Source organism: Alsobacter sp. P4_H11 (genome assembly GCF_056400925.1).
The window spans coordinates 258,685-284,371 of record NZ_JBFUKI010000002.1 but is presented as its reverse complement, the minus strand read 5'-3'; the positions used below and the strand labels follow the sequence as shown (position 1 = coordinate 284,371).

Below are 25,687 nucleotides of genomic sequence, written 5' to 3'. Positions count from 1 at the left end.
GCCGCGCGTCCGTCCATCACAGCAGCCCGCGGCGGGCAAGGCTGCGCATCAGGTGCGAGGTCCCGAAGGTCCAGGGCGGGCATTTGTCGGTGTGCTGCATCCGGTTGACGAGGCTACCCAGCCACGGCGTCGCAATCGTGACGATGTCGCCGATCTTGTGCGTGAATCCCTGGCCGGGCGCGTCGCGATCGTCGATGGGGGCGAACAGCGTGCCGGTATAGAGAATGGCGCCGTCCGGATACTGGTGGTGCTTGCCCAGCATCTGGCCGGCCAGATCCTCGAAGGAGCGGCTGATCTTGCCGAGCGAGGAATGGCCTTCCAGCCGGTAGCCCTCCGGCCCTTCCACGACCAGGGTGAGCTCGGCCTGGCGCAGGTCCTCCACCGAGAAGCTGGCGTCGAAGAACCGGATGAACGGCCCCACCGTCGCGGAGGCGTTGTTGTCCTTGCACTTGGCCAGCAGAAGCGCCGAGCGGCCCTCGACGTCGCGCAGGTTGACGTCGTTGCCGAGCGTGGCGCCGACGATTTTGCCGGCGGACGACACCACCAGCACGGCCTCGGGCTCGGGGTTGTTCCAGGTCGACATGGGATGGAGGCCGGCATCGACGCCCGTGCCCACCGCCGACATGGGCGGGGCCTTTGTGAAGATCTCGGCGTCCGGGCCGATGCCGACCTCGAGATACTGGCTCCACGAGCCCTGGTCGATCAGCGTCTGCTTCAGCCGCATGGCCTCGGGCGAGCCGGGCACCAGCTTGGAGAAGTCCTCGCCCACCATGCTGACGATCTGCTCGCGGATGCCGGTGGCCGCGGCCGGGTCGCCCTTGGCGCGCTCCTCGATCACGCGCTCCAGCATCGAGATCGCGAAGGTTACGCCCGCGGCCTTGATGGCCTGCAGGTCGTTGGGGGCCAGCAGCCAGGGCCTCGTGTCGTCGCGGTTGTCCGGAACCGTGTTGTCCAGGATGGCGTCGAGATCGCCGATGCGCTCGCCCTTCTCCTCCGCGAGGGCGCGGGCCGGATCGGGCATTTCGCACAGGTCCCGCATGGTCGGGAACGCGCGCGTCACGTCGAACACGCCGTCCGGCCGGATCGCCACGATCGCGGGTCCCGAGACGTCCGGGCGCCACACGCGGCCCGCGAGCGCGCCGCGGGCGCCGTCATGCGGAAGGGTGGTGGCGCTGTCGAGCTTGAGGCGGGCCATGGTCGCTCCCTAAATCGTTTATTATGGCGGGGTTTAGCACCTCCGGCGCGCTCTGGCGAGATCGCGGCCCCGCACCGCGCGCAATGCAGCGGCGCGGACGATCACACAAGGTCAGGAGCAAAGCGGAAACCTCACCGCGCGCCCGGCGCGAAGCGCCACCCTCCCCTCGAGGGGGGAGGGTCGACGGGCGAAGCCCGGCGGGGTGGGGTGCGGCCGGGGACGGGCTCAGGTTCGTCAAACCCCGCCTCACGCCCAGCTTCACCCCACCCCGCCGCTGCGCGGCGACCCTCCCCTCAAGGGGAGGGTGGCGCTTCGCGCTCTGCTCCGGATCGCGTTAACGAGGCGCGCTCCCGGCCGTGAGCGTCACAACCGTCACAAATCCGAAACGCCTATAACGTGCATTGCGCAGGTTGAAAAATTCGTTCTAGCATCCGGCATTCCGGACGTTAGCCCGGGGCATAAACGAGGCGGCTGAGCCGCCCGCAGAGGAGGACACCCATGAGACATTCCTGGCTCGTCGCCGGGTTCGCGGCCGTTTCGGCTGCGTTCGTCCAGCCCGCCGCCGCTCAGCAGCCCACCATTCCGATCATCGTCAAGGACACGACCTCCTTCTACTGGCAGATCGTGCTCGCCGGCGCGCGCAAGGCCGGGCAGGACCTGAACGTGAAGGTGCCGGAGCTCGGCGCGCAGTCCGAGGCCGACATCAACGGCCAGATCGCGATCCTCGAGAACGCCGTCTCCACCAAGCCGGCCGCCATCGTGATCTCGCCCACCCAGCGCGCCGCGCTCGGCAAGCCGATCGACGAGGCCGCCAAGTCGGTGAAGATCGTCGGCATCGACTCGGCCGCCGACTCCAAAGCCTTCACGTCCTTCCTCACCACCGACAACGTGCAGGGCGGGCGCATCGCGGCCGACGGCCTCGCGGCGGCGATCACCAAGAAATACGGCAAGGCCGAAGGCGAAGTGGCGCTCATCACCCACCTGCCGGGCGTCGGCTCGCTGGACGAGCGCGCCAAGGGCTTCAAGGAGCAGCTGGCGTCCAAGTATCCGGGCATCAAGCTGGCGGCCGACAAGGTGTCGGACGGCACCGCCAATGGCGGCCTCAACATCACCACCGACCTGCTCACCGCCTTCCCGAACCTGCGCGGCATCTTCGCGTCCAACCTCATCCAGGCCCAGGGCGCGATCCAGGCGATCGCCGAGTCCAAGGCGCAGGACAAGGTGAAGCTCGTCGGCTTCGATAGCGACGACAAGCTCGTGAAGGCGCTCAAGGACGGCGTGATGGCCGCCACCGTCGTGCAGGACCCGTTCCGCATGGGCTATGACGGCGTTAAGACCGCGCTCGCGGCCTCCAAGGGCGAGAAGGTGGAAGCGTTCGTGGACACCGGCGCGAACCTGATCACGGGCGAGAACATGAACGGCGCCCGCGCCCAGGAGCTGCTGAACCCGAAGGTCAAGTAAGCCGCGGTTCAGAAACGACAGCGCCGCCCGGCTGCTTCGGCGCCCGGGCGGCGGACGCGTCTTTCCCCCCAGCCGGAACAGCGCCCGTGTCCGCCATCGCCGAATCTCAGCCTGCCGTCGAAACGGCCTTCGCGGGCCCCATCCTCGAGCTGCGCAAGCTCGAGAAGCGCTACACCGGCACGCATGCGCTGAAGCCCGCCGACCTCGCCTTCGAGGCGGGCGAAGTGCACGCCATCGTGGGCGAGAACGGCGCCGGAAAGTCCACGCTGATTAAGCTGCTCACGGGCGTGACCCCGCGCACGGCGGGCGAGATCATCTGGAAGGGCGAGCCCACCAATCTCTCCACCCCCAACGAGGCTATCGCGCTCGGCATCAACGCCGTGCACCAGGAGGTGGTGCTCTGCCCGCACCTCACGGTGGCGGCCAACATCTTCCTGGGCGACGAGAAGACCTCGCCGGGCGGCCTGCTGCGCGACCGCGCCATGGTGCGCGCGGCGCAAAAGATCCTCGACGACCTCGGCTTCGCGCTGCCTGCGGGCGCGCTGTTGTCCACGCTCACCATCGGCCAGCAGCAGCTCATCGCCACCGCGCGCGCGGCGACGCGCGGCACCCGGTTCCTGATCTTCGACGAACCGACTGCCTACCTCACCCGGCAGGAGGCCGCGCAGCTCTTCGCGCTGATCCGCCGCCTCAAGGCGCAGGGCGTCACGGTGGTCTATATCAGCCACCGCATGGAGGAGATCTTCGAGCTCGCCGACCGCGTCTCGGTGCTGCGCGACGGCACGCTGGTGGGCACCCGTCGGGTGGCCGAAACCAGCGACGCCGAGCTGATCGGCCTGATGATCAACCGTTCCATCGAGCAGGTCTATCACAAGGACGCGTTCACGCCCGGCGCCCCGATCCTCGAAACCCGCTGCCTGAGCGGCCGCGGGTTCGAGGACGTGTCGCTCACCGTGCGCGAAGGCGAGATCGTCGGCCTCTACGGGCTGATCGGCGCCGGCCGCAGCGAGTTCGTGATGGGCGTCTATGGCCGCGAGCCGCCCACCGGCGGCGAGGTGCTCTGGCGGGACCAGCCGGTGTCGATCCGCTCGGAGCGCGACGCCATCGCACTCGGCATGGCGCTGGCGCCCGAGAGCCGCCGCGACCAGGGGCTCTGCCTCAATCTCGGCGTCGGCCACAATCTCAACCTGCCGGTGTTCGACCGCCTCACGCGCGGGCTCACGATCTCGGGCCGGCAGGAGCGCGCCGCCGCCGACCGGCAGATCGCCGACCTGCGCATCAAGACCGCGAGCCGCAACGCGCTGGCGCTCAGCCTGTCTGGCGGCAACCAGCAGAAGATCGTGATCGGCAAGTGGCTGAACCACGGGGCCAAGCTCTTCATCTTCGATGAGCCCACCGTGGGCGTGGATGTCGGCACCAAGGCGGAGATCTACCGGCTCTTCGGCGCGCTGCTGTCAAAGGGCGCCGGCATCCTCCTCGTGTCCTCTTACCTGCCGGAAGTCTACGAGCTGGCCGACCGCCTCCATGTGTTTCGGGCCGGCCGGCAGATCGCCAGCCACGGTTTCAAGGCCGCCAGCCACGAGCAGATCCTCACCGAGGCCATCGGCGTCTGAGCCGTCCCGAAACCCCCATGCCCCGCCAGCAGGAACCCGCATCATGACCGACACCGCGAGCACGCTGGGCGCGCCGAAAACCAGGTTCGAGTTCTCGCGCCTGCTCGGCCTCACGCTGGTGGGCGTGCTTCTAGCGATGTTCGCGTTCCTGGCCTGGAAGACCTCCACCTTCGCGACGCCGGGCAACATCTCCAACCTGGCGCGCCAGGGCGCGATCTTCGCCATCCTGGCGCTGGGCCAGACCTTCGTGATCATCACGGCCGGCATCGACCTCTCGGTCGGCGCGGTCGCGAGCTTCATCACCGTGGTGGTCGCAATGCTGATCCAGAGCGTCGCGCCCGGCATCGCGGCGGGGCTCACGGGCGTCGGACTGCCGGAGGCGGCCGCCAATGGGCTGGCGCTGTGGATCGTGATCCTCGCCTCGCTGCTGCTCGGCATGGCGATCGGGGCGTTTCACGCCTTCGGGGTGGTGAAGATGGGCCTTCCGCCCTTCATCATCACGCTCGCGACCTTCACGGCGCTGCGCGGCGTCGGCCTGCTGATGACCAACGGCTCCACCATCAACGTCACCAACGATGCCTTCACGGGCTTTTCCCGCGGGGAGGTGCTGGGCGTTCCCAACCTGTTCGTGGTGGTGATCGTCGTCGCGGTGCCGGCCTTCGTGTACCTGCACCTGAGCAAGTGGGGCCGCTACCTCTATTCGGTGGGCTCCAACCCCGAGGCCGCGCGCCTGTCGGGCGTCAACGTCAACGCCGTCACGGCCACCGCCTACATCCTGTCGTCGCTCTGCGCCGCGATCGTCGGCGTGATGCTGGCCTCCCGCACCGGCACCGGCAACGCCACCCAGGCGATCGGCTTCGAGCTGGAGGCCATCGCGGCCTCTGTGATCGGCGGCACCAGCCTGTTCGGGGCCATCGGCTCGGTGTGGGGTCCGCTGCTCGGCGCCTTCATCCTGGCGACCATCCGCAACGGCGCCAACCTGATGAACGTCAACTCCTTCTGGCAGTACATCATCACGGGCGTGCTGATTATCCTGATCGTCTATGCGGATGGGCTGCGTCGCCGTAGGCGCTGAGCCGTGGCCGATATAGAATGGCTTTACCCCAGCGAAGCGTAACCGCGCGGAACGCGCGCGTTTTGCTGGCATTCGAAAATATTTCGCGTAAAGAGAGCGCCGCCGAGGCGCTCTCGATGCACAATCGGCAGCGGCCCGACCACAAGAGCCGCACAGGAGGGTAGGCCATGAACGCTCCGGTCCTCAACGCCCCGCGCACCGTGCGGCTGAACGCCGCCGACAACGTCGTGGTGGCGGTCGACCCGGTGGATGTCGGCGCAGTCGCGGAGGGCGTCACCGCCCGCGCCCGCGTGCCGCGCGGCCACAAGATGGCCACCCTGCCGATCCCGGAAGGCTCGCCCATCCTGAAATTCGGCCAGATCATCGGCTTCGCGTCCAAGGACATCGCCCCGGGCGACTGGGTGCACGAGCACAATGTCGGCATGCACGACTTCGAGCGCGACTACCGCTTCGCCGAGGACGCGCGCGTCGAGGAGGTGCTGCCGGTCGAGCTGCAGGCCACCTTCCAGGGCTTCCGGCGCGCCAACGGCAAGGTCGGCACCCGCAACTATATCGGCATCCTCACCTCGGTGAACTGCTCGGCCTCGGTGGCGCGCTTCATGGCGCTGGAGATCGAGCGCTCCGGCATCCTGGAGCAGTACCCCAACATCGACGGCGTCATCCCGCTCGTGCATGGCGGCGGCTGTGCGCTCGACGTCAAGGGCGAAGGCTACGACATCCTCAAGCGCACCCAGTGGGGCTACGCCACCAACCCCAACATGGCGGGCGTCGTGATGGTCGGCCTCGGTTGCGAGGGCTTCCAGATCGGCCGCTGGAAGGACGCTTACGGGATCAAGGAATCCGACACCTTCCGGACCATGACGATCCAGGAAATCGGCGGCACCAAGAAGACCGTGCAGGCCGGCGTCGACGCCATCAAGACCATGCTGCCCATCGCGGACGCGGCGCGGCGCGAGACCGTGCCGGCCTCCGAGATCCTGCTCGCGCTCCAGTGCGGCGGGTCGGACGGCTATTCGGGCATCACCGCCAACCCGGCGCTGGGCGCGGCCGTGGACCTGCTCGTCAAGCATGGCGGCGCCGCGATCCTGTCCGAGACGCCCGAGATCTACGGCGCCGAGCACCTGCTCACCCGCCGCGCCGCCACGCGCGAGATCGGCGAGAAGCTGGTCGACATGATCCACTGGTGGGAGGACTACACGGCCCGCAACAAGATGGAGATGAACAACAACCCGTCTCCGGGCAACAAGCTCGGCGGGCTCACCACCATCCTGGAAAAGTCGCTCGGCGCGGCCGCCAAGGGCGGCACCAAGACGCTGGCCGGCGTCTACCACTATGCCGAGCAGGTCGACGCCAAGGGCTTCGTCTACATGGACACGCCCGGCTACGACCCCGTGGCGGCCACCGGGCAGGTGGCGGGCGGCTCCAACGTGCTGTGCTTCACCACCGGACGCGGCTCGGCCTATGGCTGCAAGCCGACGCCCTCCATCAAGCTCGCGACCAACAGCGAGATCTACCGCCGCATGCTCGACGACATGGACATCAACTGCGGCGACATCCTGGACGGCGTCTCCATCGAGGAGAAGGGACAGGAAATCTTCGACACGGTGCTGCGGATCGCCTCCGGCGAGCGCTCCAAGTCGGAGCAGCTCGGCTATGGCGACGCCGAATTCGTGCCCTGGACCGTGGGCGCGACCATGTGACCGCGCCGCCAGTTGCGGAAATGCGTGTCATCTGATTGTCATAGAACCGTCGCCTGAACGTTGCGCCGGGCTGCCAGACAACCAAAAGAGGGCCCCGAACGGCCCGTCAGGGAGAGAGAGCAATGAAACTCCGTACCAGGCTTGCGCTGTCGCTCGCCGCCATGATGGCCTCGACGTCCGCCTTCGCGCAGACCGAGATCCAGTGGTGGCATGCGATGACGGGCGCCAACAACGACGTCGTCAACAAGCTCGCGGCGGATTTCAACGCCTCGCAGAGCGAGTACAAGGTCACGGCCGCCTACAAGGGCAGCTACCCGGACACGCTGAACGCCGCCATCGCGGCCTTCCGGGCCGGCAACGCGCCGCACATCGTGCAGGTCTTCGAGGTCGGCACCGCCACCATGATGTCCGCCAAGGGCGCCATCAAGCCGGTCGGCCAGATGATGCAGGAAGCCGGCGAGAAGTTCGACCCCAAGGCCTACCTGCCGGCGATCACGGGTTACTACTCGACCGCCAAGGGCGAGATGCTGTCCTTCCCGTTCAACTCGTCCTCCATGGTGATGTGGGTCAACAAGGACGCGCTGAAGAAGGCCAACGTCGCCGAGATCCCGAAGACCTGGCCGGACGTGTTCGAGGCCGGCAAGAAGCTCAAGGCCGCCGGCTATGACAAGTGCGGCTTCACGGTCGCGTGGTCGCCCTGGGCGCTGATCGAGCAGTTCTCGGCCTGGCACAACCTGCCGCTCGGCACCAAGGCCAACGGCCTCGACGGCTTCGACACCGAGCTGAAGTTCAACAGCCCGGCGCACGTGAAGCTGCTGACCGACCTCGTCGCCCTGCAGAAGGACAAGACCTACGACTATTCGGGCCGCGGCAACGAGAACGAGGGTCGCTTCACGTCGGGCGAGTGCCCGATCATGCTGACGTCCTCGGGCTTCTACGGCAACGTCAAGGCCAACGCGAAATTCGAGTTCGCGGCTGCTCCGATGCCCTACTACCCGGACGTCAAGGGCGCTCCGCAGAACTCGATCATCGGCGGCGCCTCGCTGTGGGTGATGGGCGGCAAGACGGCTCCCGAGTACAAGGGCATCGCCAAGTTCTTCACCTTCCTGTCCGACACGGACCGGCAGGCCAAGCTGCACGTGGAATCCGGCTATCTGCCGATCACGCTGGCGGCCTACGAGAAGGTCAAGGCCTCGGGCTTCTACAACCAGTTCCCGGACCGCGAGACGCCCTTGAAGGAGCTCACCAACAAGGAGCCGACCGAGAACTCGCGCGGCCTGCGCTTCGGCAACATGGTGCAGATGCGCGACATGTGGTCGGAAGAGATCGAGGCCGCGCTGGCCGGCAAGAAGTCGCCCCAGCAGGCGCTGGACGACGCCGTCTCGCGCGGCAACGCCACGCTGCGCCAGTTCGAGCGCACCGCCAACCGCTGAGGTTCAGCCGCCGGCTCTGACGCCGTCGACCCCTCATCCGACCTCGCTGCGCTCGGCCACCTTCTCCCCCTTGCGGGGGCGAAGGGTAGCGCGGCGCCGATGCGCCCCCTCTCCCCGGCGACGGGGAGAGGGCTGGGGTGAGGGCGGCGCCAACCGCGCGCGATCGACGAAAAAGCTTCCGCCCGCCGCCAGATCTCCTCACACACGGCCCCCATGGAAAAGCGCTCGGTCTACACCAACAAGCTGCTGCCCTACCTGTTGCTCGCGCCGCAGCTGGTCATCACGCTGGTGTTCTTCTACTGGCCGGCCTCCCAGGCCGTGTGGATGTCGTTCCGCATCGAGGACGCCTTCGGCATCGCGACCGAGTTCGTCGGCTTCGAGAACTACGTCACGCTGTTTCAGCAGCGCTCCTATTACGAGTCGATGTGGACCACGCTGGTCTTCTCGCTCGCCGTCACCATCCTGGCGATGTCGTTTTCGCTGCTGCTGGCTGTCATGGCCGACAAGCAGATCCGCGGCGGCTCGGTGTATCGCACGCTGCTGATCTGGCCCTACGCGGTCGCGCCCGCCATCGCGGGCGTGTTGTGGCTGTTCATGTTCCAGCCCTCGCTCGGCATGATCGGCCGCGGCCTGATCGCCGCCGGCGTGCCCTGGAACCCGATGCTGAACGGCGACCACGCCCTGCTGCTCGTGATCCTGGCCGCCGCCTGGAAGCAGATCAGCTACAACTTCCTGTTCTTTCTGGCGGGGCTCCAGTCCATCCCCAAGAGCCTGATCGAGGCCGCCGCCATCGACGGCGCCCGGCCGGCGCGGCGCTTCTGGACCATCATCTTCCCGATGCTGTCGCCCACCACCTTCTTCCTGCTGGTGGTCAACATCGTCTACGTGTTCTTCGACACCTTCGGCATCATCGACGCCATCACGCATGGCGGCCCCGCCAAGGCCACCGAGACGCTGGTGTTCAAGGTCTATTCGGACGGCCGGCTCGGCGGCGATCTCGGCGGGTCGGCGGCGCAGTCCGTGGTCCTGATGGTGATCGTGATCGCGCTGACGGCCATCCAGTTCCGCTATGTCGAGCGCAAGGTGAACTACTGATGCGCGCCCTGCGAGGAGCCTCCCCATGGTAGAGCGCCGCACCTGGTTCTCGACGTTCCTGCCCCATTTCATCCTGATCCTGGGCGTGCTGATCGTCGCCTTCCCGGTCTACGTCGCCTTCGTGGGCTCGAGCTGGGACGCCGGCACCATCGCGAACGGCACGATGCCGCTCTATCCGGGCAAGTTCCTGGTCGAGAACTACTCGCGGGCGCTGCTGGCCGGCAACACCACCGCGCGCGAGCCGGTGGGGCCGATGCTGCTGAACAGCTTCATCATGGCGATCATCATCGCGGTCGGGAAAATCGCGATCTCGATCATTTCCGCCTATGCGGTGGTGTATTTCCGCTTCCCGCTGCGCCAGAGCGCGTTCTGGCTGATCTTCATCACCCTGATGCTGCCCGTCGAGGTGCGCATCTACCCGACCTACAAGATCGTGGCCGATCTTGGCATGCTCGACACCTATGCGGGCCTGGCGGTGCCGCTGATCGCCTCCGCCACCGCGACGCTGCTGTTCCGGCAGTTCTTCATGACCATCCCGGACGAGCTGGTCGAAGCCTCGAAGATCGACGGCGCCGGGCCGATGCAGTTCTTCTGGGACACCGTGTTGCCCCTGTCGATCACCACCATCGCGGCGCTGTTCGTGATTCAGTTCATCTATGGCTGGAACCAGTATCTCTGGCCCCTGCTGATCACCACCCGCGAGAACATGCAGACCATCGTGATCGGCATCAAGAAGATGCTGGTCACCCAGGACGCGCTGACCGAATGGCAGCTCGCGATGGCGACCGCCGTGCTGGCCATGCTGCCGCCCGTGCTGGTCGTGTTGCTGATGCAGAAGCTGTTCGTGCGCGGCCTCGTCGAGACGGAGAAGTAACCCATGGCCGTTGTCACCCTGAAGGACGTCCGCAAGGTCTATGCCGGCGGCGTCGAGGCCGTGAAGGGCGTCAGCATCGACATTCCGGATGGCGGCTTCTGCGTGCTGGTCGGCCCCTCCGGCTGCGGCAAGTCCACGCTGCTGCGCATGGTGGCGGGGCTGGAGACCATCTCGTCCGGCGAGGTCGCAATCGGCGGCCGGGTCGTGAACGAGATCGAGCCGGCCGAGCGCGACATCGCCATGGTGTTCCAGAACTACGCGCTGTACCCGCACATGTCGGTCTACGACAACATCGCGTACGGCCTGCGCAACCGCGGCACGCCCAAGGACGAGATCGACCGGCGCGTGCAGGAAGCCGCCCGCATCCTGGCCATCGAGCCGTTCCTGCAACGCAAGCCGCGCGCCCTTTCGGGCGGCCAGCGCCAGCGCGTCGCCATGGGTCGCGCCATCGTGCGCAAGCCGCAGGTGTTCCTGTTCGACGAGCCGCTGTCCAACCTGGACGCCAAGCTGCGCGTGCAGATGCGCGTCGAGATCAAGAAGCTGCAGCGCGCGCTGGGCGTCACCTCGATCTACGTCACGCACGACCAGGTCGAGGCCATGACGCTGTCCGACAAGCTCGTGGTGATGAGCGGCGGGCAGGTCGAGCAGGTCGGCACGCCGACCGAGGTCTATCGCCGGCCCGAGACGCGCTTCGTCGCCACCTTCATCGGCTCGCCGCCCATGAACATCCTGCCGGGCGTCGTGGAGGCGGACGGCCGCGTCTCGGTGGGCGGCCAGTCGCTTGCCGCCGCCGACATGGCCACCGACCTGAAGCCCGGCCTCGCCGTGGACGTGGGCATCCGCCCCGAGGAGGCCGAGATCGCCGCGCCCGGGGTCCCCGGCTGCGCCTTCGCGATCGATTTCGTCGAGGAGCTCGGCGCCACCGAGCTGCTGCACGGGACCATCGGCGAGGGCGCCTTCGTGCTGCAGATCCCGACCGGCTCGCTGCCGGCCGCGACCCGGCAGGTGGCGCTCACCATCGCTCCGCAATGCGTGCATGTGTTCGACCGCGAAACCGGCAAGCGGCTCAGCCGCGTGTCCGGGGCCGCGTCCCGGGCCGCGTGAAGCTCCGGGTCAGCCGCGCGCGGACGGCCCGCAGCAATTCGTTGCAGCTACTCTAGATTGCAAAGTACAGACGCGCAATTTTTGTGCGGTGTGATGAATATTGACGATCGAGCGCCATGATTCCTCCAGCTTGGGGAGTCTTCGTTGCGTTTTCTGCTCGCCGTCCTGATCCTTCGTCTTGTCGCGCCGACGGCGCACGCCCAGGTCATCTCGGTGGACAATTACGTCACCAAGCTCGATGTTGGCGAGGTCCACACCGAGCTGATGCTGTACGAGCGGCGGGGCAAGATCTTCGCAATGTTTACCGCGAAGGGCCCGTTTGAGGCCAACGCGCGCGAGATGAACGTCAGCAAGGATGGCTGCCACGAGGTGTTCTACAGCGGCCGGCACCAGAACGAGCCCTTCACGGTCACCCTGAGCGCCTGTTCGGACACGCCCCATTGCGAGCTGGAACGGCAGATCCTCACCGTGAAGGCCAACTACATGCTGATGTTCGCCGGAGAGGGCCGTCAGCCGCAGATCAGGGCCAAGCCCATCGTGAAGTCGATCCGGCCCGGCCTGCGCTCCTTGCCGTGCTGACGCCGTCGACACCGACCGGGCGCATACGCTAGGGATGGAGCCCGGACGTGAAGGGGACCCCCGATGGCGATTGAGATCGATGGACGCACGCTGACGGCCGCGCAGGTGATGCGGGTGTCGCGCCCGGACGCTTCGGGCGCGTATGAGGAAGCGGCCCTGGCCCCCGACGCGCGCGACCGGATCGCGGCGACGCGCGAATACATCGACGCGCACTGGATGAACGACGACGCGCCGCTGATGTACGCCTTCAACACCGGCGTCGGCCTGTTCAAGGACCAGCGCGTGCTGATGAGCGAGATGGTGTCCTACCAGGCCAAGACCATCTACGCGCACGCCACCGGCATCGGCGAGGCGCTGCCCGAGGACGCCGTGCGGGCCATCATGCTGCTGCGCGCCAACGCGTTCGCGTCCAACTTCTCCGGCCCCCGCGTGGAGCTCGTCGAGCGTCTGCTCGCCTTTCTGAACGCCGGCCTTCATCCGGTGATCCCCGCCAAGGGCTCGGTCGGCGCCTCGGGCGACCTCGCGCCGCTCGCCCACATGGCGGGCGCGGTCTGCGGCTTCCCGGAAGCCGAGATCGTGTATCGCGGCCAGCGCATGCCGGCGCGCGAAGCCATCGAGGCGGCCGGGCTGACGCCCGATTTCGACCTCGGCGCCAAGGACGCGTCGGCGCTGATCAACGGCTCCACGGTCTCGCTCGCGATCGCCGTGCTGGCGCTGGAAGACGCCAAGCGCATCCGCAAGGCCGCCGACGTGTCGCTGGCCCTGACGCTCGAGGCGCTGCGGGCCGAGAAGATCGCGTTCCTGCCCATTGTGCACGCGGCCCGTCCGCATCCCGGCCAGGCCGCGGTGGCCCGCAACGTCCTGAAGCTCATCGGCGACAGCCAGCGCTGCTCGGAGGCCGCGCGCCTCACCGTGTTCCCGGAAGAGACCCGGAAGGAAGGCGTCGCCCCACCGCCGCGCGTGCAGGACGTCTATTCGCTGCGTTGCGCCCCGCAGGTGCACGGCCCCGTCGTGCAAGCGCTGGACTACATCGACGGCGTGATCGCCACCGAGATCAACTCGGCCACCGACAATCCGCTGATCTTCGACGACGGGAAAGGCGGCTATGTCTCGCTCTCGGGCGGCCACTTCCACGGCCAGTACGTCGCGCAGGTCATGGACCTGCTCACAATCGTGATGGCGGACCTCGGCTCCATCTGCGAGCGGCGCCTGGCGCGCCTCGTCGACCCCACCATGAGCTACGGCCTGCCGCGCAACCTGCTGGCCGGCAAGAAGGGCCTCAACACCGGCTTCGCCACCGTGCAGTGCTCCATGTCGGCGCTCGTGATGGAGAACCGCACGCTCGCGACTCCCGGCTCTGTGGATTCCATCCCGGGCAAGAGCAACGCCGAGGACCACGTCTCCAACTCCACCTGGTGCGCCCGCAAGGCCCGCACGGTGGTGGAGAACACGGAGATGATCGTCGCCGGCGAAATGCTGATGGCCGCCCAAGCGCTCAGCCTCGTGGAGCCCATCGCCAAGGCGCATCCGCTCGGCTCCGGTACGGCGGCTGCCCTTAAGGCGATCCGCGGCGTGATCGAGCCGGCGCTGGACGGCGACCGCTGGTACGCGACCGAGATGCGCCACGCCCAGGCGCTGGTGCACTACGGCACCGTGGTGGCGGCGGTCGAGAAGACCGTCGGGCATCTGGAGTAAACCCATGCGCGGGCTCTCGGCCTTTCCGATCACCCCCTCGGACGCCGACGGCGTCGTCCGCGTCGACGCGCTGCGGCGGCTCCTGCGCCCGCTGGTCGACGCGCGCGTGCACTCGATCGGGCTCCTGGGCAGCACGGGCTCCTACCCCTACCTTGCGCGCGCCGAGCGTCGCCGCGCGATCGAGGCGGCCGTGGAGGAAGTCGCCGGCCGCGTGCCGCTGCTGGTCGGCGTCGGCGCGCTGCGCACCGACGAGGCCATTCGGCTGGCGCAGGACGCGCGCGCGATCGGGGCCGCGGCCGGCCTGCTCGCGGCCGTGTCCTACACGCCGCTCACGGAGGACGAGGTCTTCGAGCACTTCGCGGCCGTGGCGCGCGAGAGCGGCCTGCCGCTCTGCATCTACGACAATCCCACCACCACGCATTTCCGCTTCACCCCGGAGCTGATCGCGCGCCTCGCCGGGCTGCCGGGCGTCATCGCCATCAAGCTCCCGGGCGGGGAGCCGCAGGCGCTGGCCGCCCAGATGGCGGATCTGCGCGCCCGTGTCCCGGCCGACTTCGCGATCGGCCACAGCGGCGACTGGTTCGCGGTGGAAGCCATGCTGGCCGGCGGCGAGGCCTGGTACAGCGTCGCGGCCGGCATCCTGCCGAATGTCTGCATGGAGATCGCCACGGCCGTGCAAGCCGGCGACGCCGCCGAGGCGCGCCGGCTCAACGCCGCGCTGGAGCCTCTCTGGGCGCTGTTCCGCGAGTTTTCCAGCCTGCGCGTCGTCTACGAGATCGCGGAGCGCCGCGGCGTCTGTGCGGCCGAGCCGCCCCTGCCGGTGCGCCGCCTGCCCGAACCCGCGCGGCGCCGCGTCGCCGAGGCGCTGGACGGCATGGACCCGGCGCTGCTGCGCTGACCAACAAAAAACCCCGGGGCCAGCCCGGGGTTTTTCGTTTCAGCTACTTGCCGGCCTCAGCTGGCCGCGGCGGCGCGCTCGGCGCGCTTGCGGTCGTTCGGGTCCAGCCAGACCTTGCGCAGGCGGATGGCCTTGGGGGTCACTTCCACCAGCTCGTCGTCCTGGATATAGGCCAGCGCCTTTTCCAGCGTCATGCGGATCGGCGGGGTGAGGCGCACGGCCTCGTCCTTGCCGGCGGCGCGGACGTTGGTGAGCTTCTTGCCCTTCAGCAGGTTCACTTCCAGGTCGTTGTCGCGGCTATGCTCGCCCACGATCATGCCCTGGTAGATCTTCCAGCCCGGCTCGATCATCATCGGGCCGCGGTCCTCGAGGTTCCACATCGCGTACGCGACGGCCTCGCCGATGTCGTTGGAGATCAGCACGCCGTTGCGGCGGCCGGCGATCTCGCCCTTCCACGGCGCATATTCGTGGAAGATGCGGTTCATGATCGCGGTGCCGCGCGTATCGGTCAGAAGCTCGCCCAGATAGCCGATCAGGCCGCGGGTGGGAGCGTGGAACACGAGGCGTAGACGGTTGCCGCCCGAGGGCCGCATCTCCATCATGTCGGCCTTGCGCTCGGACATCTTCTGCACGACGACGCCGGAATGCTCCTCGTCCACGTCGATGGTGACTTCCTCGATCGGCTCGAGGATTTCGCCGGCCTCGTCGCGCGAGAACACTACCTTCGGGCGCGACACCGCGAGCTCGAAGCCCTCGCGGCGCATCTGCTCGATCAGGATGGCGAGCTGCAGCTCGCCGCGGCCGGCCACTTCCATGGCGTCGCGGTCGGGCGACTCGGTGACGCGCAGCGCGATGTTGCCCTCGGCCTCCTTCAGGAGACGGTCGCGGATCACGCGGCTCGTCACCTTGTCGCCTTCGGTGCCGGCCAGCGGCGAGTCGTTGACGCGGAACTGCATCGTGACGGTCGGCGGGTCGATCGGGTGCGCGGGCAGCGGGTTGTCGACGGACGGATCGCAGAAGGTGTCGGCGACGGTGCCCTTCACCATGCCGGCGATGGCGACGATGTCGCCCGCCTCGGCCTCATCGACCGGAATACGCTCCAAGCCGCGGAAGCCCAGAACCTTGGAGACGCGGCCCTGCTCGACCACGTTGCCCTTGGCGTCCAGCACCTTGAAGGGCTGGTTCGGCTTGATGGTGCCAGACGTGATGCGGCCGGTGACGATGCGGCCCAGATAGGGGTTCGCCTCCAGGATGGTGCCGAGCAGGCGGAACGGGCCTTCCTCGACCACCGGCGGGGCCACATGCTTCACCACGAGATCGAACAGCGGCGCGAGATCGTCCTTCGGGCCGTCCTGGCTGGTGGCCATCCAGCCCTGCTTGGCCGAACCGTACAGGATCGGGAAATCGAGCTGGTCGTCGGTGGCGTCCAGGGCGGCGAAGAGGTCGAACACCTCGTTGATCACCTCGGTGGCGCGCTGCTCGGGCTTGTCGATCTTGTTGATCGCCACGATCGGCTTGAGGCCGAGTTTCAGCGCCTTGCCGACCACGAACTTGGTCTGCGGCATCGGGCCCTCGGCCGCGTCCACTAGCACGACGACGCCGTCGACCATGCCCAGGATGCGCTCCACCTCGCCGCCGAAGTCGGCGTGGCCGGGCGTGTCGACGATGTTGATGCGGGTATCCTTCCACTGCACCGAGGTGCACTTGGCCAGGATGGTGATGCCGCGCTCGCGCTCCAGATCGTTGGAGTCCATCGCGCGCTCGGCGACCTTCTGGTTCTCGCGGAAAGTGCCCGACTGGGCGAGCAGCTTATCCACCAGCGTAGTCTTGCCGTGGTCGACGTGGGCGATGATCGCGATGTTGCGGAGCTTCATGGTTCTCTCGATTGGCCAAACGCTGAAACCCGGCTCCAGGGGAGTCGGGCTTTCGTTCCTCGGCCTGTCCGGTCGTTTCGTTGCGGCGCAATAGCACGGGAGGCCGCTCAAAACAACGAAGGATCGCGTCACCGCCCCGTCATGCGGCTGGCGCCGCCGCGCTAGGCCCTACTCCCCCGCCGCCCGCGCGGGCGCGAAGGCCACCGGGGCGACGGCCGGATCGCCCGTGCCGAGCACGCGCCGGCGCTCCGCGATGGCGTGGCGGACCTGTTCGAGCGCCAGCGAGAAAGCCGCGAGGCGGCTCGTGTCGATCTGCTCCTGCGAGGCCACCGCGAGCGTCTGGGCGAAAACCTCGTCGGCCTGCTGCTCGAGGTCGTCGAGCGTCGCCCGGTCCTGTCCCATGCGGGCCTCCCGCATGATGCGCAGCAACTGCTCGAGCCGGAGCGCCTGCTCGTGGCCGCGGCTGCGCCAACGCCCGGCCAGCGCCGCGAACGCTGATGCGACGCCGCCCATCACCATCGCGATGATGTAAAACCAGTCGCCGTAGCGATCCAGGAACGTCTCCTCGTCGCCGTCCAGATAGGCCGCCGCGCCGGGATGCACGGACACGCGCGCGCCCTTCTCGGTGTCGGGCGCCTCGATGCGCGCCGCCTGCGGCACCGCCGAGGCGAGGTCCGGCCGCATCTCGTAGAGGCGGCGCGTCAGGTCGGTGACGAGCTGGTCGGCGAGCCGCGCCTGCGCGACGATGCGGTACACGGCCGCGATGGTCGGCACGGAGTCGCTGGGCTTGGGCGGCGCGCCGCCGAAGCTGCCGCGCACGATCTGGACGCTGTCATAGGCCGGCGTGCGCTGCGCGATCGCGTCGGCCTCGTGGATCGGGATGAACACCGGCGACGACACCCCGGCGGCCGCCACGCTCGCCACAGTGGCGGGCACGAGCGTGCCGGTGACCGAGCCGACCACCAGCACGGCGTCGACGCGGCCGTCCCGAACCGCGGTCTGGACGTCGTCGAGGTTGAGCCCGGCCCGCGTGACCTCGTGCCCGGGCACCTCGTATTGCTGCAGAATGGTGTCGAGCAGCCGCTCGTTGGCGGGGGAATGGCGGACGAGGCCGACGGTCTTGCCCCGCAGGTCGCTCACGCTCGCGATGGCGCTTCCGCCCGGCGCGACCAGAATGGCGGCGTTGCGATGCAGGATCGCGATCGCGTGGCCCGTCGCCTTCTCGACCTGGTCGCTGCGCACCACCGCGACGTCGGCCTTGCCGTTGTCGAAAGCTTGCGCGGCCTCGGCCGGGTCCTGCGTGGTGATCACCTTGAGCCGGATGGCGGCCCGGTCCCGCCGCAGGATCTGGGCGGCGGTCTGCACGAGCTTGGCGTCCTCGCTGGAGGGCGGGCCAACCGCGATCGTGATCTCGGTCGGGCGCGTATACGCGTAGATCCCGGCCATCACGACCAGTCCTGCGGCGAACACGCCGGCCGCCATGAGCCAGGCTTTCGTCATCGGTTCGCGGCTACGCTCCAGGCCGCCCGGCCCCGGGGGAGGCCGACGCGAGCAGAGTAGGTGGAGCTTCAGCAGCTACCCGGCAAGTGTGGCGCGCGCGCGGCGCGCTACACGTCGGCGTGATGGGGGCGAAAGCCGGGCTTAGAGCCCCATCTTGCGCTTGCGCGCCCCCAGCGTGCGCAGGCGCAGCGCGTTGAGGCGGATGAAGCCCTGGGCGTCGCGGTGGTCGTAGGCCACGGCGCCTTCCTCGAACGTGACGAGGTCCTGGTCGTAAAGCGAGTAGGGGCTCTCGCGGCCGATCACCCAGGCCGAGCCCTTGTAGAGCTTCAGGGTGACGCGGCCGGTGACGGCCTCCTGCGACTTGTCGATCATCGCCTGCAGCATCTCGCGCTCGGGCGAGAACCAGAAGCCGTTGTAGATCAGCTCGGCGTATTTCGGCATCAGCTCGTCCTTGAGATGCGCCGCGCCGCGGTCGAGCGTGATGGATTCGATGCCCCGGTGGGCGAAATACAGGATCGTGCCGCCGGGCGTCTCGTACATGCCGCGGCTCTTCATGCCGACGAAGCGGTTCTCGACGAGATCGAGCCGGCCGATCCCGTTCGCCCGTCCGAGCTCGTTCAGCTTGGCCAGCAGGGTGGCGGGCGACATGCGGACGCCGTCGATCGCGACCGGGTCGCCCTTCTCGAAGTCCATCGTGATGATGGTGGGCGTATCGGGCGCCTGCTCGGGGTCGATGGTGCGCGAATAGACGTAGTCCGGCACTTCCTGCGCCGGGTCCTCCAGCACCTTGCCCTCCGAAGACGCGTGCAGCAGGTTCGCGTCGACCGAGAAGGGCGCTTCGCCGCGCTTGTCCTTGGCGATCGGGATCTGGTTCTGCTCGGCGAACTCCAAGAGCTTGGTGCGGGAGGTCAGGTCCCACTCGCGCCAGGGCGCGATGATGGTGATGTCGGGCTTCAGCGCGTAGTAGCCGAGCTCGAAGCGCACCTGGTCGTTGCCCTTGCCGGTGGCCCCGTGGGACACGGCGTCAGCCCCCACGCGCTCGGCGATCTCGATCTGCTTCTTGGCGATCAGCGGCCGCGCGATGGAGGTGCCGAGCAGGTACAGCCCCTCATATTGGGCGTTGGCGCGGAACATCGGGAACACGTAGTCGCGCACGAACTCCTCGCGCACGTCCTCGATGAAGATGTTCTCGGGCTTGATGCCGAGCAGCAGGGCCTTGTCGCGCGCCGGCCCCAGTTCCTCGCCCTGGCCCAGATCGGCCGTGAAGGTCACGACCTCGCAGCCATAGGTGGTCTGCAGCCACTTCAGGATGATGGAGGTGTCCAGCCCGCCCGAATAGGCGAGCACGACCTTGTTGACGCGCTTCTCGGCCATGATGGTCATCTCTCTCGAACCGGCGCGGTCTCCAGGAGATCCGCCAGCCTGCCGCAGGAGGAGCCTCGCGGCCCCCGAAATCGCGCGGGACTATAGGCAAGGCCAAGCCCGGCGCAAGCGCAGCCTTCCGAACCACCGCGAAAGCCCGAAAAAGCGCGCGTTGATTCAAATGCGAGCGATCCGGTTAGCGCAGCTGGAACGTGCATAGATCAATTACACACCTGCCACTTCACGACGAGTGGTTGGAACAATGCGAGTCGATGCATGGCTTACGGCGTCTATGTGGCCCCGACGGGCAAGAGCACGGTGGACGGGTTGTTGTCCGGCGTTCGCTGGAACACCACGAACCTGTCCTTCAGCTTCCCGACCGCGGCCAGCCAGTACGGCTCGGACTACGATTGGGCGGGCGCCTCGGCCGAAACCCGGCAGAACTTCACGGCCTTTACGACCGCGCAGCAGACCATGGTCCGCTCCGTGCTGGCGGAGTTCTCGTCCTTCGCCAATCTGAGCTTCACCGAAACGGCCGGCGGCGGCGGCGACCTGCGCTTCGGCCGCTCCGGCGCGGTGGACCCCAGCGGCGCCTATGCGTGGGCCTACTACCCGACGGCGGGCGCCGGCGGCGACGTCTGGTTCAAGCAGAACTGGACCGCCCCGCCGCAGATCGGCACCTTCGACTATCTGGCCGTGATGCACGAGATCGGCCACGCGCTGGGGCTCAAGCACTCGTTCGAGACCAGCGGCTCCTTCGGGGCCATGCCGTCCAGCCTCGACGGCAACACCTGGACGATCATGTCTTACCAGGCCTTCCCGGGCGCCGGGTACAACGTCGTGAACTACCCGGGCAGCTACGCGCAGACGCCGATGCTCTACGACATCCAGGCGCTGCAGAGCCTCTACGGGGCCAACTTCAACACCAACTCGGGCGCGACCACCTACCGGTGGAGCCAGACCACGGGCGAGATGTTCATCAACGGCGTCGGCCAGGGCGCGCCGGCCGGCAACCACATCGAGATGACGCTGTGGGACGGCGGCGGCTTCGACACCTATGATTTCTCGGCCTACACGCGCGGCCTGCGGATCGACCTGAACCCCGGGTCGTGGGTCACCGAAACCAATCTGGCCGGCTCCCAGGTGGCGCAGTTCAGCCCCACCGCCTTTGCGCCCGGCATGATCGCCAACGCGTTCCTGTACAACGGCGACCTGCGCTCGTTGATCGAGGGCGCGAATGGCGGTTCGGCCAACGACATCCTGATCGGCAACCAGGCCAACAACCTGCTGAACGGTAACGCCGGCAACGACACGCTGCAAGGTGGCGCCGGCGCGGACACGCTGGTCGGCGGGCTGGGGGCCGACAGCCTCGACGGCGGCGACGGCTTCGACACGGCCTCCTATGCGGGCGCCACGGGCGGCGTCACGGTCGACCTCGGCACGGGGCTCGGCGCCGGCAACGAGGCGGCAGGGGACCTCCTGGCGCGCATCGAGGCCGTGATCGGCTCGAACTACAACGACATCCTGCGCGGCGACGCCAACGCCAACCGCCTCGACGGCGGAGCCGGGCTCGACCAGCTCTTCGGCGGCGCCGGCGCGGACACGCTGATCGGCGGCGCGGGCGACGACCTCCTGGTCGGCGGCGCGGGCGCGGACTCGATGGATGGCGGCGCCGGCATGGACACGGCCAGCTACGCCACCGCGACGGCGGGCGTGGCCATCGACCTGCTCACCCCCGCCAACCAGAAGGGCGACGCCGCCGGCGACGTCTTTGTCGGGATCGAGCATTGGGTCGGCTCCGCCTATGCGGACAGCTTCGTGGCCGACAACGCCGGCCGCTGGTTCGACGGCGGCGCCGGCCTCGACAGCATCAAGGGCGGAACCGGCGCGGACGCGCTGTTTGGCGGCGCGGACAACGACTGGCTGTCGGGCGGCCTCGGCGCCGACACCCTGGCGGGCGGCGACGGCGTCGACACGCTGTCCTACGCGGACTCGGCCGCGGCCGTCTCCGTGAACCTGCAGACCAATGTCGTGTCCGGCGGCTCGGCCGCCGGCGACGTGATCTCGGGCTTCGAGGCCGTGGTCGGCTCCTCCTTCAACGACGTGCTCACCGGCGACGCCGGCGCGAACCGCCTCGAGGGCGGCGCGGGCGCGGACCAGCTCTCCGGCGGCGCAGGCGCTGACACGCTGCTGGGCGGGGCCGGGGACGATGTGCTGGTGGGCGGCGTCGGCGCCGACTCGCTGGATGGCGGCGCGGGCTTCGACACGGTGAGCTACGCCAACGCGCTCGCGGGCGTGCGCCTCAGCCTCGCCGACCCGGCGCAGGGTCTCGGCGATGCGGCGGGCGACCGCTTCGTTTCGGTCGAGGCCGTCATGGGCTCGTCCTACGCCGACATGATCACGGGCGACGCCCTCGCCAACCTGCTCCAGGGCGGCGGCGGGGCCGACACGCTGGTCGGCGGCGGCGGCGCGGACACGCTGTCGGGCGGAAACGGCCCGGACGTGTTCGTGTTCGGCTCCTTCGCGGGCCGTGACGTGATCACGGATTTCACCGCCGCCGGGGCGGACCACGACGTGATCCGGCTCCTGGGCACGTCCGTGACCAGCTTCGCGAGCGTGCTGAAGGCCTCGGCCCAGGTGGGCTCCGACGTGTGCATCACGTTGTCGACCAACGACTCGATCACGCTCAGCAACGTGAACCTGTCCAACCTCGCGATGTCGGACTTCCTGTTCGCCTGAGCGGCGGCGCGGGACGGATGCGGGCGCCTTGCAATGGGCGCCCGCGCTGCTACCGTCCGCCCATGCAGAGCACCGTCGATTTCTGGTACGAATTCGCCTCTACCTACTCGTTTCTCGCGGCCGAGCGCATCGAGGCGCTGGCCGCCGAGCGCGACGTCGCGGTGCGATGGCGCCCCTTTTTGCTCGGCGCGATCTTCAAGGCCCAGGGCTACGAGACCACGCCATTCAACGTCTTCCCGGACAAGGGCCGCTACATGTGGCGCGACATGGAGCGCTGGTGCGAGCGGCTCGGCCTGCCGCTGGTCCGCCCCGATCCGTTTCCGCAAAACAGCCTGATGGCGGCCCGCGTCGCGCTGGCCTTGCCGGAGGACGCCCGGGCGGCGTTCAGCAAGGCGGTGTTCCGCGCCGAATATTGCGAGGGCCGCCAGATTGCGGACCCCGCCGTGATCGCGGATGCGGTGCGGCAGACCGGCTTCGAGCTCGAAACCGCCGTGGCGGCCGCCCAGACCGACCTCGTCAAGCACGCGCTGCGCAAGGAGACCGAGGAGGCCCAGCGCCTCGGCCTCTTCGGCGCGCCCACGGTGGTGACGGCTGACGGCGAACTCTTCTGGGGCAACGACCGGCTCGAGGAAGCGCTCGACTGGGCCCGGGGCCGGCCGTGACCCTCGCGGGCGACGAGCTCGAGCGCTACGCCCGCCATCTCGTGTTGCGCGACGTGGGCGGGCCCGGGCAGGGCAAGCTGCGCGCCGCCCGCGTGCTGGTGGTGGGCGCCGGCGGCCTCGGCGCGCCCGTGATCCAGTACCTTGCGGCCGCCGGCGTCGGCGTGATCGGGATCGTGGACGACGACGTGGTGTCGCTCTCCAACCTGCAGCGGCAGGTGATCCACGGCACGCCCGATATCGGCCGGCTCAAGGTCGAGAGCGCCGCTGACGCGGTCGGGCGGCTGAACCCGCACGTCGCCGTGGAGCGCCATCCGGAGCGGCTGGACGCCCGCAACGTCTACGCGCTGGTGGGCGCCTACGACCTCGTGGTCGACGGCTCGGACAATTTTGACACCCGCTACGCGGTTTCGGACGCATGCTTCCGTGTCGGCCGCCCGCTGGTCACGGGCGCGCTCGGGACGTTCGACGCATCCCTGACCACCATCCGGGCGCATGAGCGCGGGCCGGACGGCGAGCCCAATCCCACTTATCGCTGCCTCTTCCCCGCGCCGCCGCCGCCCGGCGCCATCCCGGCCTGCGCGGAGGCCGGCGTGCTCGGCGCGCTCGCGGGCGTGGTGGGCGGCATGATGGCGCTGGAGGTCATCCGCGAGATCGTCGGCTTCGGCGAGGGCCTCGTCGGCCGCCTGCTGATAGTCGACGCGCGCGGCATGCGCTTCGAAACGCTGAGCTACGGGTGGGATCCCGAGAACCCGCTCAGCGGGCGCCCGGTCGCCCCATGAGCATCACGGGCGTGCGGATCGAGATGTCGACGAGGTCGTCCGTGTCGGTCAGCGACGGCGGCCCCTGTGGCCGCGGCATGGCCCAGTCCTCTTCACGATAGTCGAGCGAACCCCGCAGCGCGCGGGTCGTCCGCTTCACCAGCACCCGACCGGTAGCGCCCGCCGTCACCACGCCGGCGCTGCTCGTGCGCGCCGCGTTGCTGACGAAGAAGCCGTCCAGGAACTGCGCGCCGCCGCTGGAAAACAGCCCCAGGCACAGCGCGCCCTCGTGCGGGGCGGCGGCCGCGTCTTCGATGCCCTGCGAGCGGAACGTCCAGTGCAGCTCGGGGCGGTGCGCCGCAGGCTCGCGCCGGATCGCGCTGGCGAGGCTCTCGGCGCGCGTCCGCACGGCGGCGTCACGCGACCCGCCCGCCAGCACGACGATCCGCACCGTTTCGCCCGTCTGCGTGATTTCATGCACGGCCGGCCGCCATTCGTCCCCGGCCTCGCTGGCGTGCCACCCCTCCCAGCGGCCCGAGAAGTCCGGCGTCGGCCAGAGCTTCTGGCCGGCCGTTGTCCTCCAGAGCGATCGCTGAAAGCCGACGATCAGTCCGGCCCCGGCGCCGAGCCCCGCCACGAGAGCGATCGCCGGCCCGGCCACGGGACCGGCCGCAAACGCGCCAAGCGCAGCGGCCGCCAAGGCGAAAACCGTCACGCCGAGGAGGCACGCGGCGCCGAGCACGCGCGGGTGCACCGCATCGATCTGCAAATCCCGTCCCCCGAACGCCTCTTCAGGCCGCCGGGGGAGCTAAGCCGCGTGCCGCCGCGAGTCTACGCACCGGCAATTGCATTCGATTGTAGAGCCTTCCCGGCTCACGCCGGCATGGCGGTCTCCACCAGCCGCGCCCAGTAGCTCACGCCCACCGGAATGGCCTTGTCGTCGAAGTCGTAGCCCGGATTGTGCAGGCCCGCCGTGTCGCCGTTGCCGCAGAAAATGAACGCGCCGGGGCGCGCCTGCAGCATGTAGGAGAAATCCTCCGCCCCCATGGTGGGCGCGACGTTGACGTTGACGCTGTCGGCGCCCGCGATTTCGCCCGCGATCTTCGCCGCGAAGCCGGTCTGCTGCTCGTGGTTCACCGTGCACGGATAGCCGCGCACATAGTCCAGCGTCGCGGTCGCGCCATGCATCTTGGCGATTCCGGTCGCGATCTCGTTCATGCGCGCCTCGACGAGGTCCTGCACGGCCGGGTTCAGCGTCCGCACGGTGCCCTTCAGGGTCACGCTCTGCGGCAGGACGTTGAACGTATCGCCGGCCCGCACATAGGTCACCGACACCACCGCGGCCTCGAGCGGATCGACGTTGCGGGACACGATGGACTGCAGCGCGATGATGATCTGGCTGGCGATCACCACCGTGTCGATGGACGCATGCGGATGCGCCGCATGCGCGCCGCGCCCGTCGATCTGCAGCGAGAACCGGTCCGCGGCCGCCATCAGCGGGCCCGGCCGCAGCGCGAAGGCGCCCACCGGCAGGCCCGGCATGTTGTGCATGCCGTAGACCTCGGTAACGCCGAAGCGGTCCATCAACCCGTCGTCCAGCATCGCCTTGGCGCCGCCGCCGCCCTCTTCGGCGGGCTGGAAGATCACCACGGCCGTGCCGGCGAAATTGCGGGTCTCGGCCAGGTAGCGGGCCGCGCCGAGCAGCATGGAGGTGTGCCCGTCATGCCCGCAGGCGTGCATCTTGCCGGGCGTCTGCGACGCGTAGGGCTTGCCGGTCTCCTCGTGGATCGGCAGCGCGTCCATGTCGGCGCGCATGCCGATCACCTTGTCGCCCGGCAGCCGGCCCTTGATCACCCCAACCACGCCGGTGCGGCCGATGCCGGTCACGACCTCGTCGCAGCCGAACGCCTTCAGCTTCTCGGCCACGATCCCGGCGGTGCGGTGGACGTCGTAGTCCAGCTCCGGATGCGTGTGGAAGTCCTGACGCCAGACTGCGATCTCGTCGGCGAGCGCCGCGACGCGGTTGATGATGGGCATGATGAGGTCTCGGGTGAAACGGCCCGCGCGGCG

Annotated in this window: 20 protein-coding genes; 14 read left to right on the top strand and 6 right to left on the bottom strand. The window is 68.7% G+C overall.

Annotation, left to right across the window (positions count from 1 at the left end):
- Window positions 1-16 precede the first annotated feature (16 nt).
- Window positions 17-1,195 carry a fumarylacetoacetate hydrolase family protein gene (locus AC1DSZ_RS04705; RefSeq protein ID WP_476837218.1) on the bottom strand — a complete coding sequence of 393 codons (1,179 nt, stop codon included), beginning with the start codon at window positions 1,193-1,195 and terminating at the stop codon, window positions 17-19.
- A gap of 498 nt (window positions 1,196-1,693) precedes the next feature.
- Between AC1DSZ_RS04705 and AC1DSZ_RS04700 the strand changes: the two genes are divergently transcribed.
- The 11 genes from AC1DSZ_RS04700 to AC1DSZ_RS04650 all read left to right on the top strand — a co-directional run bounded on the left by AC1DSZ_RS04700 (window position 1,694) and on the right by AC1DSZ_RS04650 (window position 14,722).
- Window positions 1,694-2,656: a substrate-binding domain-containing protein gene (locus AC1DSZ_RS04700; protein WP_476837217.1), complete on the top strand. Its 963-nt coding sequence runs from the start codon at window positions 1,694-1,696 to the stop codon at window positions 2,654-2,656.
- Window positions 2,657-2,742: 86 nt separating this feature from the next.
- Window positions 2,743-4,269, top strand: coding sequence for a sugar ABC transporter ATP-binding protein (locus tag AC1DSZ_RS04695; RefSeq protein ID WP_476837216.1), 1,527 nt, complete (start codon window positions 2,743-2,745; stop codon window positions 4,267-4,269).
- A gap of 40 nt (window positions 4,270-4,309) precedes the next feature.
- Entirely contained in the window at window positions 4,310-5,344 is a 1,035-nt protein-coding gene (locus AC1DSZ_RS04690) for an ABC transporter permease (RefSeq protein ID WP_476837420.1), read from the top strand.
- A gap of 167 nt (window positions 5,345-5,511) precedes the next feature.
- Window positions 5,512-7,044, top strand: coding sequence for a UxaA family hydrolase (locus AC1DSZ_RS04685; RefSeq protein WP_476837215.1), 1,533 nt, complete (start codon window positions 5,512-5,514; stop codon window positions 7,042-7,044).
- 122 nt (window positions 7,045-7,166) lie between these two features.
- A complete protein-coding gene (gene ugpB, locus AC1DSZ_RS04680) occupies window positions 7,167-8,477 on the top strand; it encodes a sn-glycerol-3-phosphate ABC transporter substrate-binding protein UgpB (protein WP_188515927.1) in 1,311 nt (436 codons plus the stop codon).
- Window positions 8,478-8,690: 213 nt separating this feature from the next.
- A complete protein-coding gene (ugpA, locus tag AC1DSZ_RS04675; RefSeq protein WP_476837214.1) occupies window positions 8,691-9,572 on the top strand; it encodes a sn-glycerol-3-phosphate ABC transporter permease UgpA in 882 nt (293 codons plus the stop codon).
- Between the two features lie 25 nt (window positions 9,573-9,597).
- Window positions 9,598-10,446: a sn-glycerol-3-phosphate ABC transporter permease UgpE gene (gene ugpE, locus AC1DSZ_RS04670; RefSeq protein ID WP_476837213.1), complete on the top strand. Its 849-nt coding sequence runs from the start codon at window positions 9,598-9,600 to the stop codon at window positions 10,444-10,446.
- Window positions 10,447-10,449: 3 nt separating this feature from the next.
- Window positions 10,450-11,550: a sn-glycerol-3-phosphate import ATP-binding protein UgpC gene (locus AC1DSZ_RS04665; protein ID WP_476837212.1), complete on the top strand. Its 1,101-nt coding sequence runs from the start codon at window positions 10,450-10,452 to the stop codon at window positions 11,548-11,550.
- A gap of 144 nt (window positions 11,551-11,694) precedes the next feature.
- Entirely contained in the window at window positions 11,695-12,129 is a 435-nt protein-coding gene (locus AC1DSZ_RS04660) for a hypothetical protein (protein ID WP_476837211.1), read from the top strand.
- A 63-nt stretch (window positions 12,130-12,192) separates the two neighbouring features.
- The gene (locus tag AC1DSZ_RS04655; RefSeq protein ID WP_476837210.1) at window positions 12,193-13,824 is read left to right on the top strand and encodes an HAL/PAL/TAL family ammonia-lyase; all 1,632 of its coding nucleotides are present in this window, start codon (window positions 12,193-12,195) and stop codon (window positions 13,822-13,824) included.
- Window positions 13,825-13,828: 4 nt separating this feature from the next.
- Window positions 13,829-14,722 (top strand): dihydrodipicolinate synthase family protein, encoded by an 894-nt coding sequence (locus AC1DSZ_RS04650; protein ID WP_476837209.1) that lies wholly within the window; start codon window positions 13,829-13,831, stop codon window positions 14,720-14,722.
- A gap of 56 nt (window positions 14,723-14,778) precedes the next feature.
- On the opposite strand, the gene typA is transcribed toward AC1DSZ_RS04650, so the two are convergent.
- The 3 genes from typA to AC1DSZ_RS04635 all read right to left on the bottom strand — a co-directional run bounded on the left by typA (window position 14,779) and on the right by AC1DSZ_RS04635 (window position 19,470).
- Window positions 14,779-16,596: a translational GTPase TypA gene (typA, locus tag AC1DSZ_RS04645; protein ID WP_476837208.1), complete on the bottom strand. Its 1,818-nt coding sequence runs from the start codon at window positions 16,594-16,596 to the stop codon at window positions 14,779-14,781.
- 168 nt (window positions 16,597-16,764) lie between these two features.
- The gene (locus AC1DSZ_RS04640) at window positions 16,765-18,096 is read right to left on the bottom strand and encodes a TAXI family TRAP transporter solute-binding subunit (protein WP_476837207.1); all 1,332 of its coding nucleotides are present in this window, start codon (window positions 18,094-18,096) and stop codon (window positions 16,765-16,767) included.
- A 141-nt stretch (window positions 18,097-18,237) separates the two neighbouring features.
- Window positions 18,238-19,470, bottom strand: a complete 1,233-nt coding sequence (locus AC1DSZ_RS04635; protein ID WP_476837419.1) for an argininosuccinate synthase — start codon at window positions 19,468-19,470, stop codon at window positions 18,238-18,240.
- A 264-nt stretch (window positions 19,471-19,734) separates the two neighbouring features.
- Between AC1DSZ_RS04635 and AC1DSZ_RS04630 the strand changes: the two genes are divergently transcribed.
- From AC1DSZ_RS04630 to AC1DSZ_RS04620, 3 genes are all read left to right on the top strand, one after another.
- Window positions 19,735-22,197: a M10 family metallopeptidase gene (locus AC1DSZ_RS04630; protein WP_476837206.1), complete on the top strand. Its 2,463-nt coding sequence runs from the start codon at window positions 19,735-19,737 to the stop codon at window positions 22,195-22,197.
- A gap of 62 nt (window positions 22,198-22,259) precedes the next feature.
- Window positions 22,260-22,859, top strand: a complete 600-nt coding sequence (locus tag AC1DSZ_RS04625) for a DsbA family protein (protein WP_476837205.1) — start codon at window positions 22,260-22,262, stop codon at window positions 22,857-22,859.
- On the top strand, window positions 22,856-23,638 hold the full coding sequence (locus tag AC1DSZ_RS04620) for a HesA/MoeB/ThiF family protein (RefSeq protein ID WP_476837204.1): 783 nt from the start codon (window positions 22,856-22,858) through the stop codon (window positions 23,636-23,638). Before AC1DSZ_RS04625 ends, AC1DSZ_RS04620 begins: the two co-directional genes overlap by 4 nt.
- Here the strand turns inward: AC1DSZ_RS04620 and AC1DSZ_RS04615 are convergent.
- Both AC1DSZ_RS04615 and AC1DSZ_RS04610 read right to left on the bottom strand, forming a co-directional pair.
- Window positions 23,613-24,386, bottom strand: coding sequence for a hypothetical protein (locus AC1DSZ_RS04615; protein WP_476837203.1), 774 nt, complete (start codon window positions 24,384-24,386; stop codon window positions 23,613-23,615). The genes AC1DSZ_RS04620 and AC1DSZ_RS04615 overlap by 26 nt on opposite strands.
- Window positions 24,387-24,490: 104 nt before the next feature.
- On the bottom strand, window positions 24,491-25,654 hold the full coding sequence (locus AC1DSZ_RS04610; protein WP_476837202.1) for a M20 aminoacylase family protein: 1,164 nt from the start codon (window positions 25,652-25,654) through the stop codon (window positions 24,491-24,493).
- Window positions 25,655-25,687 lie beyond the last annotated feature (33 nt).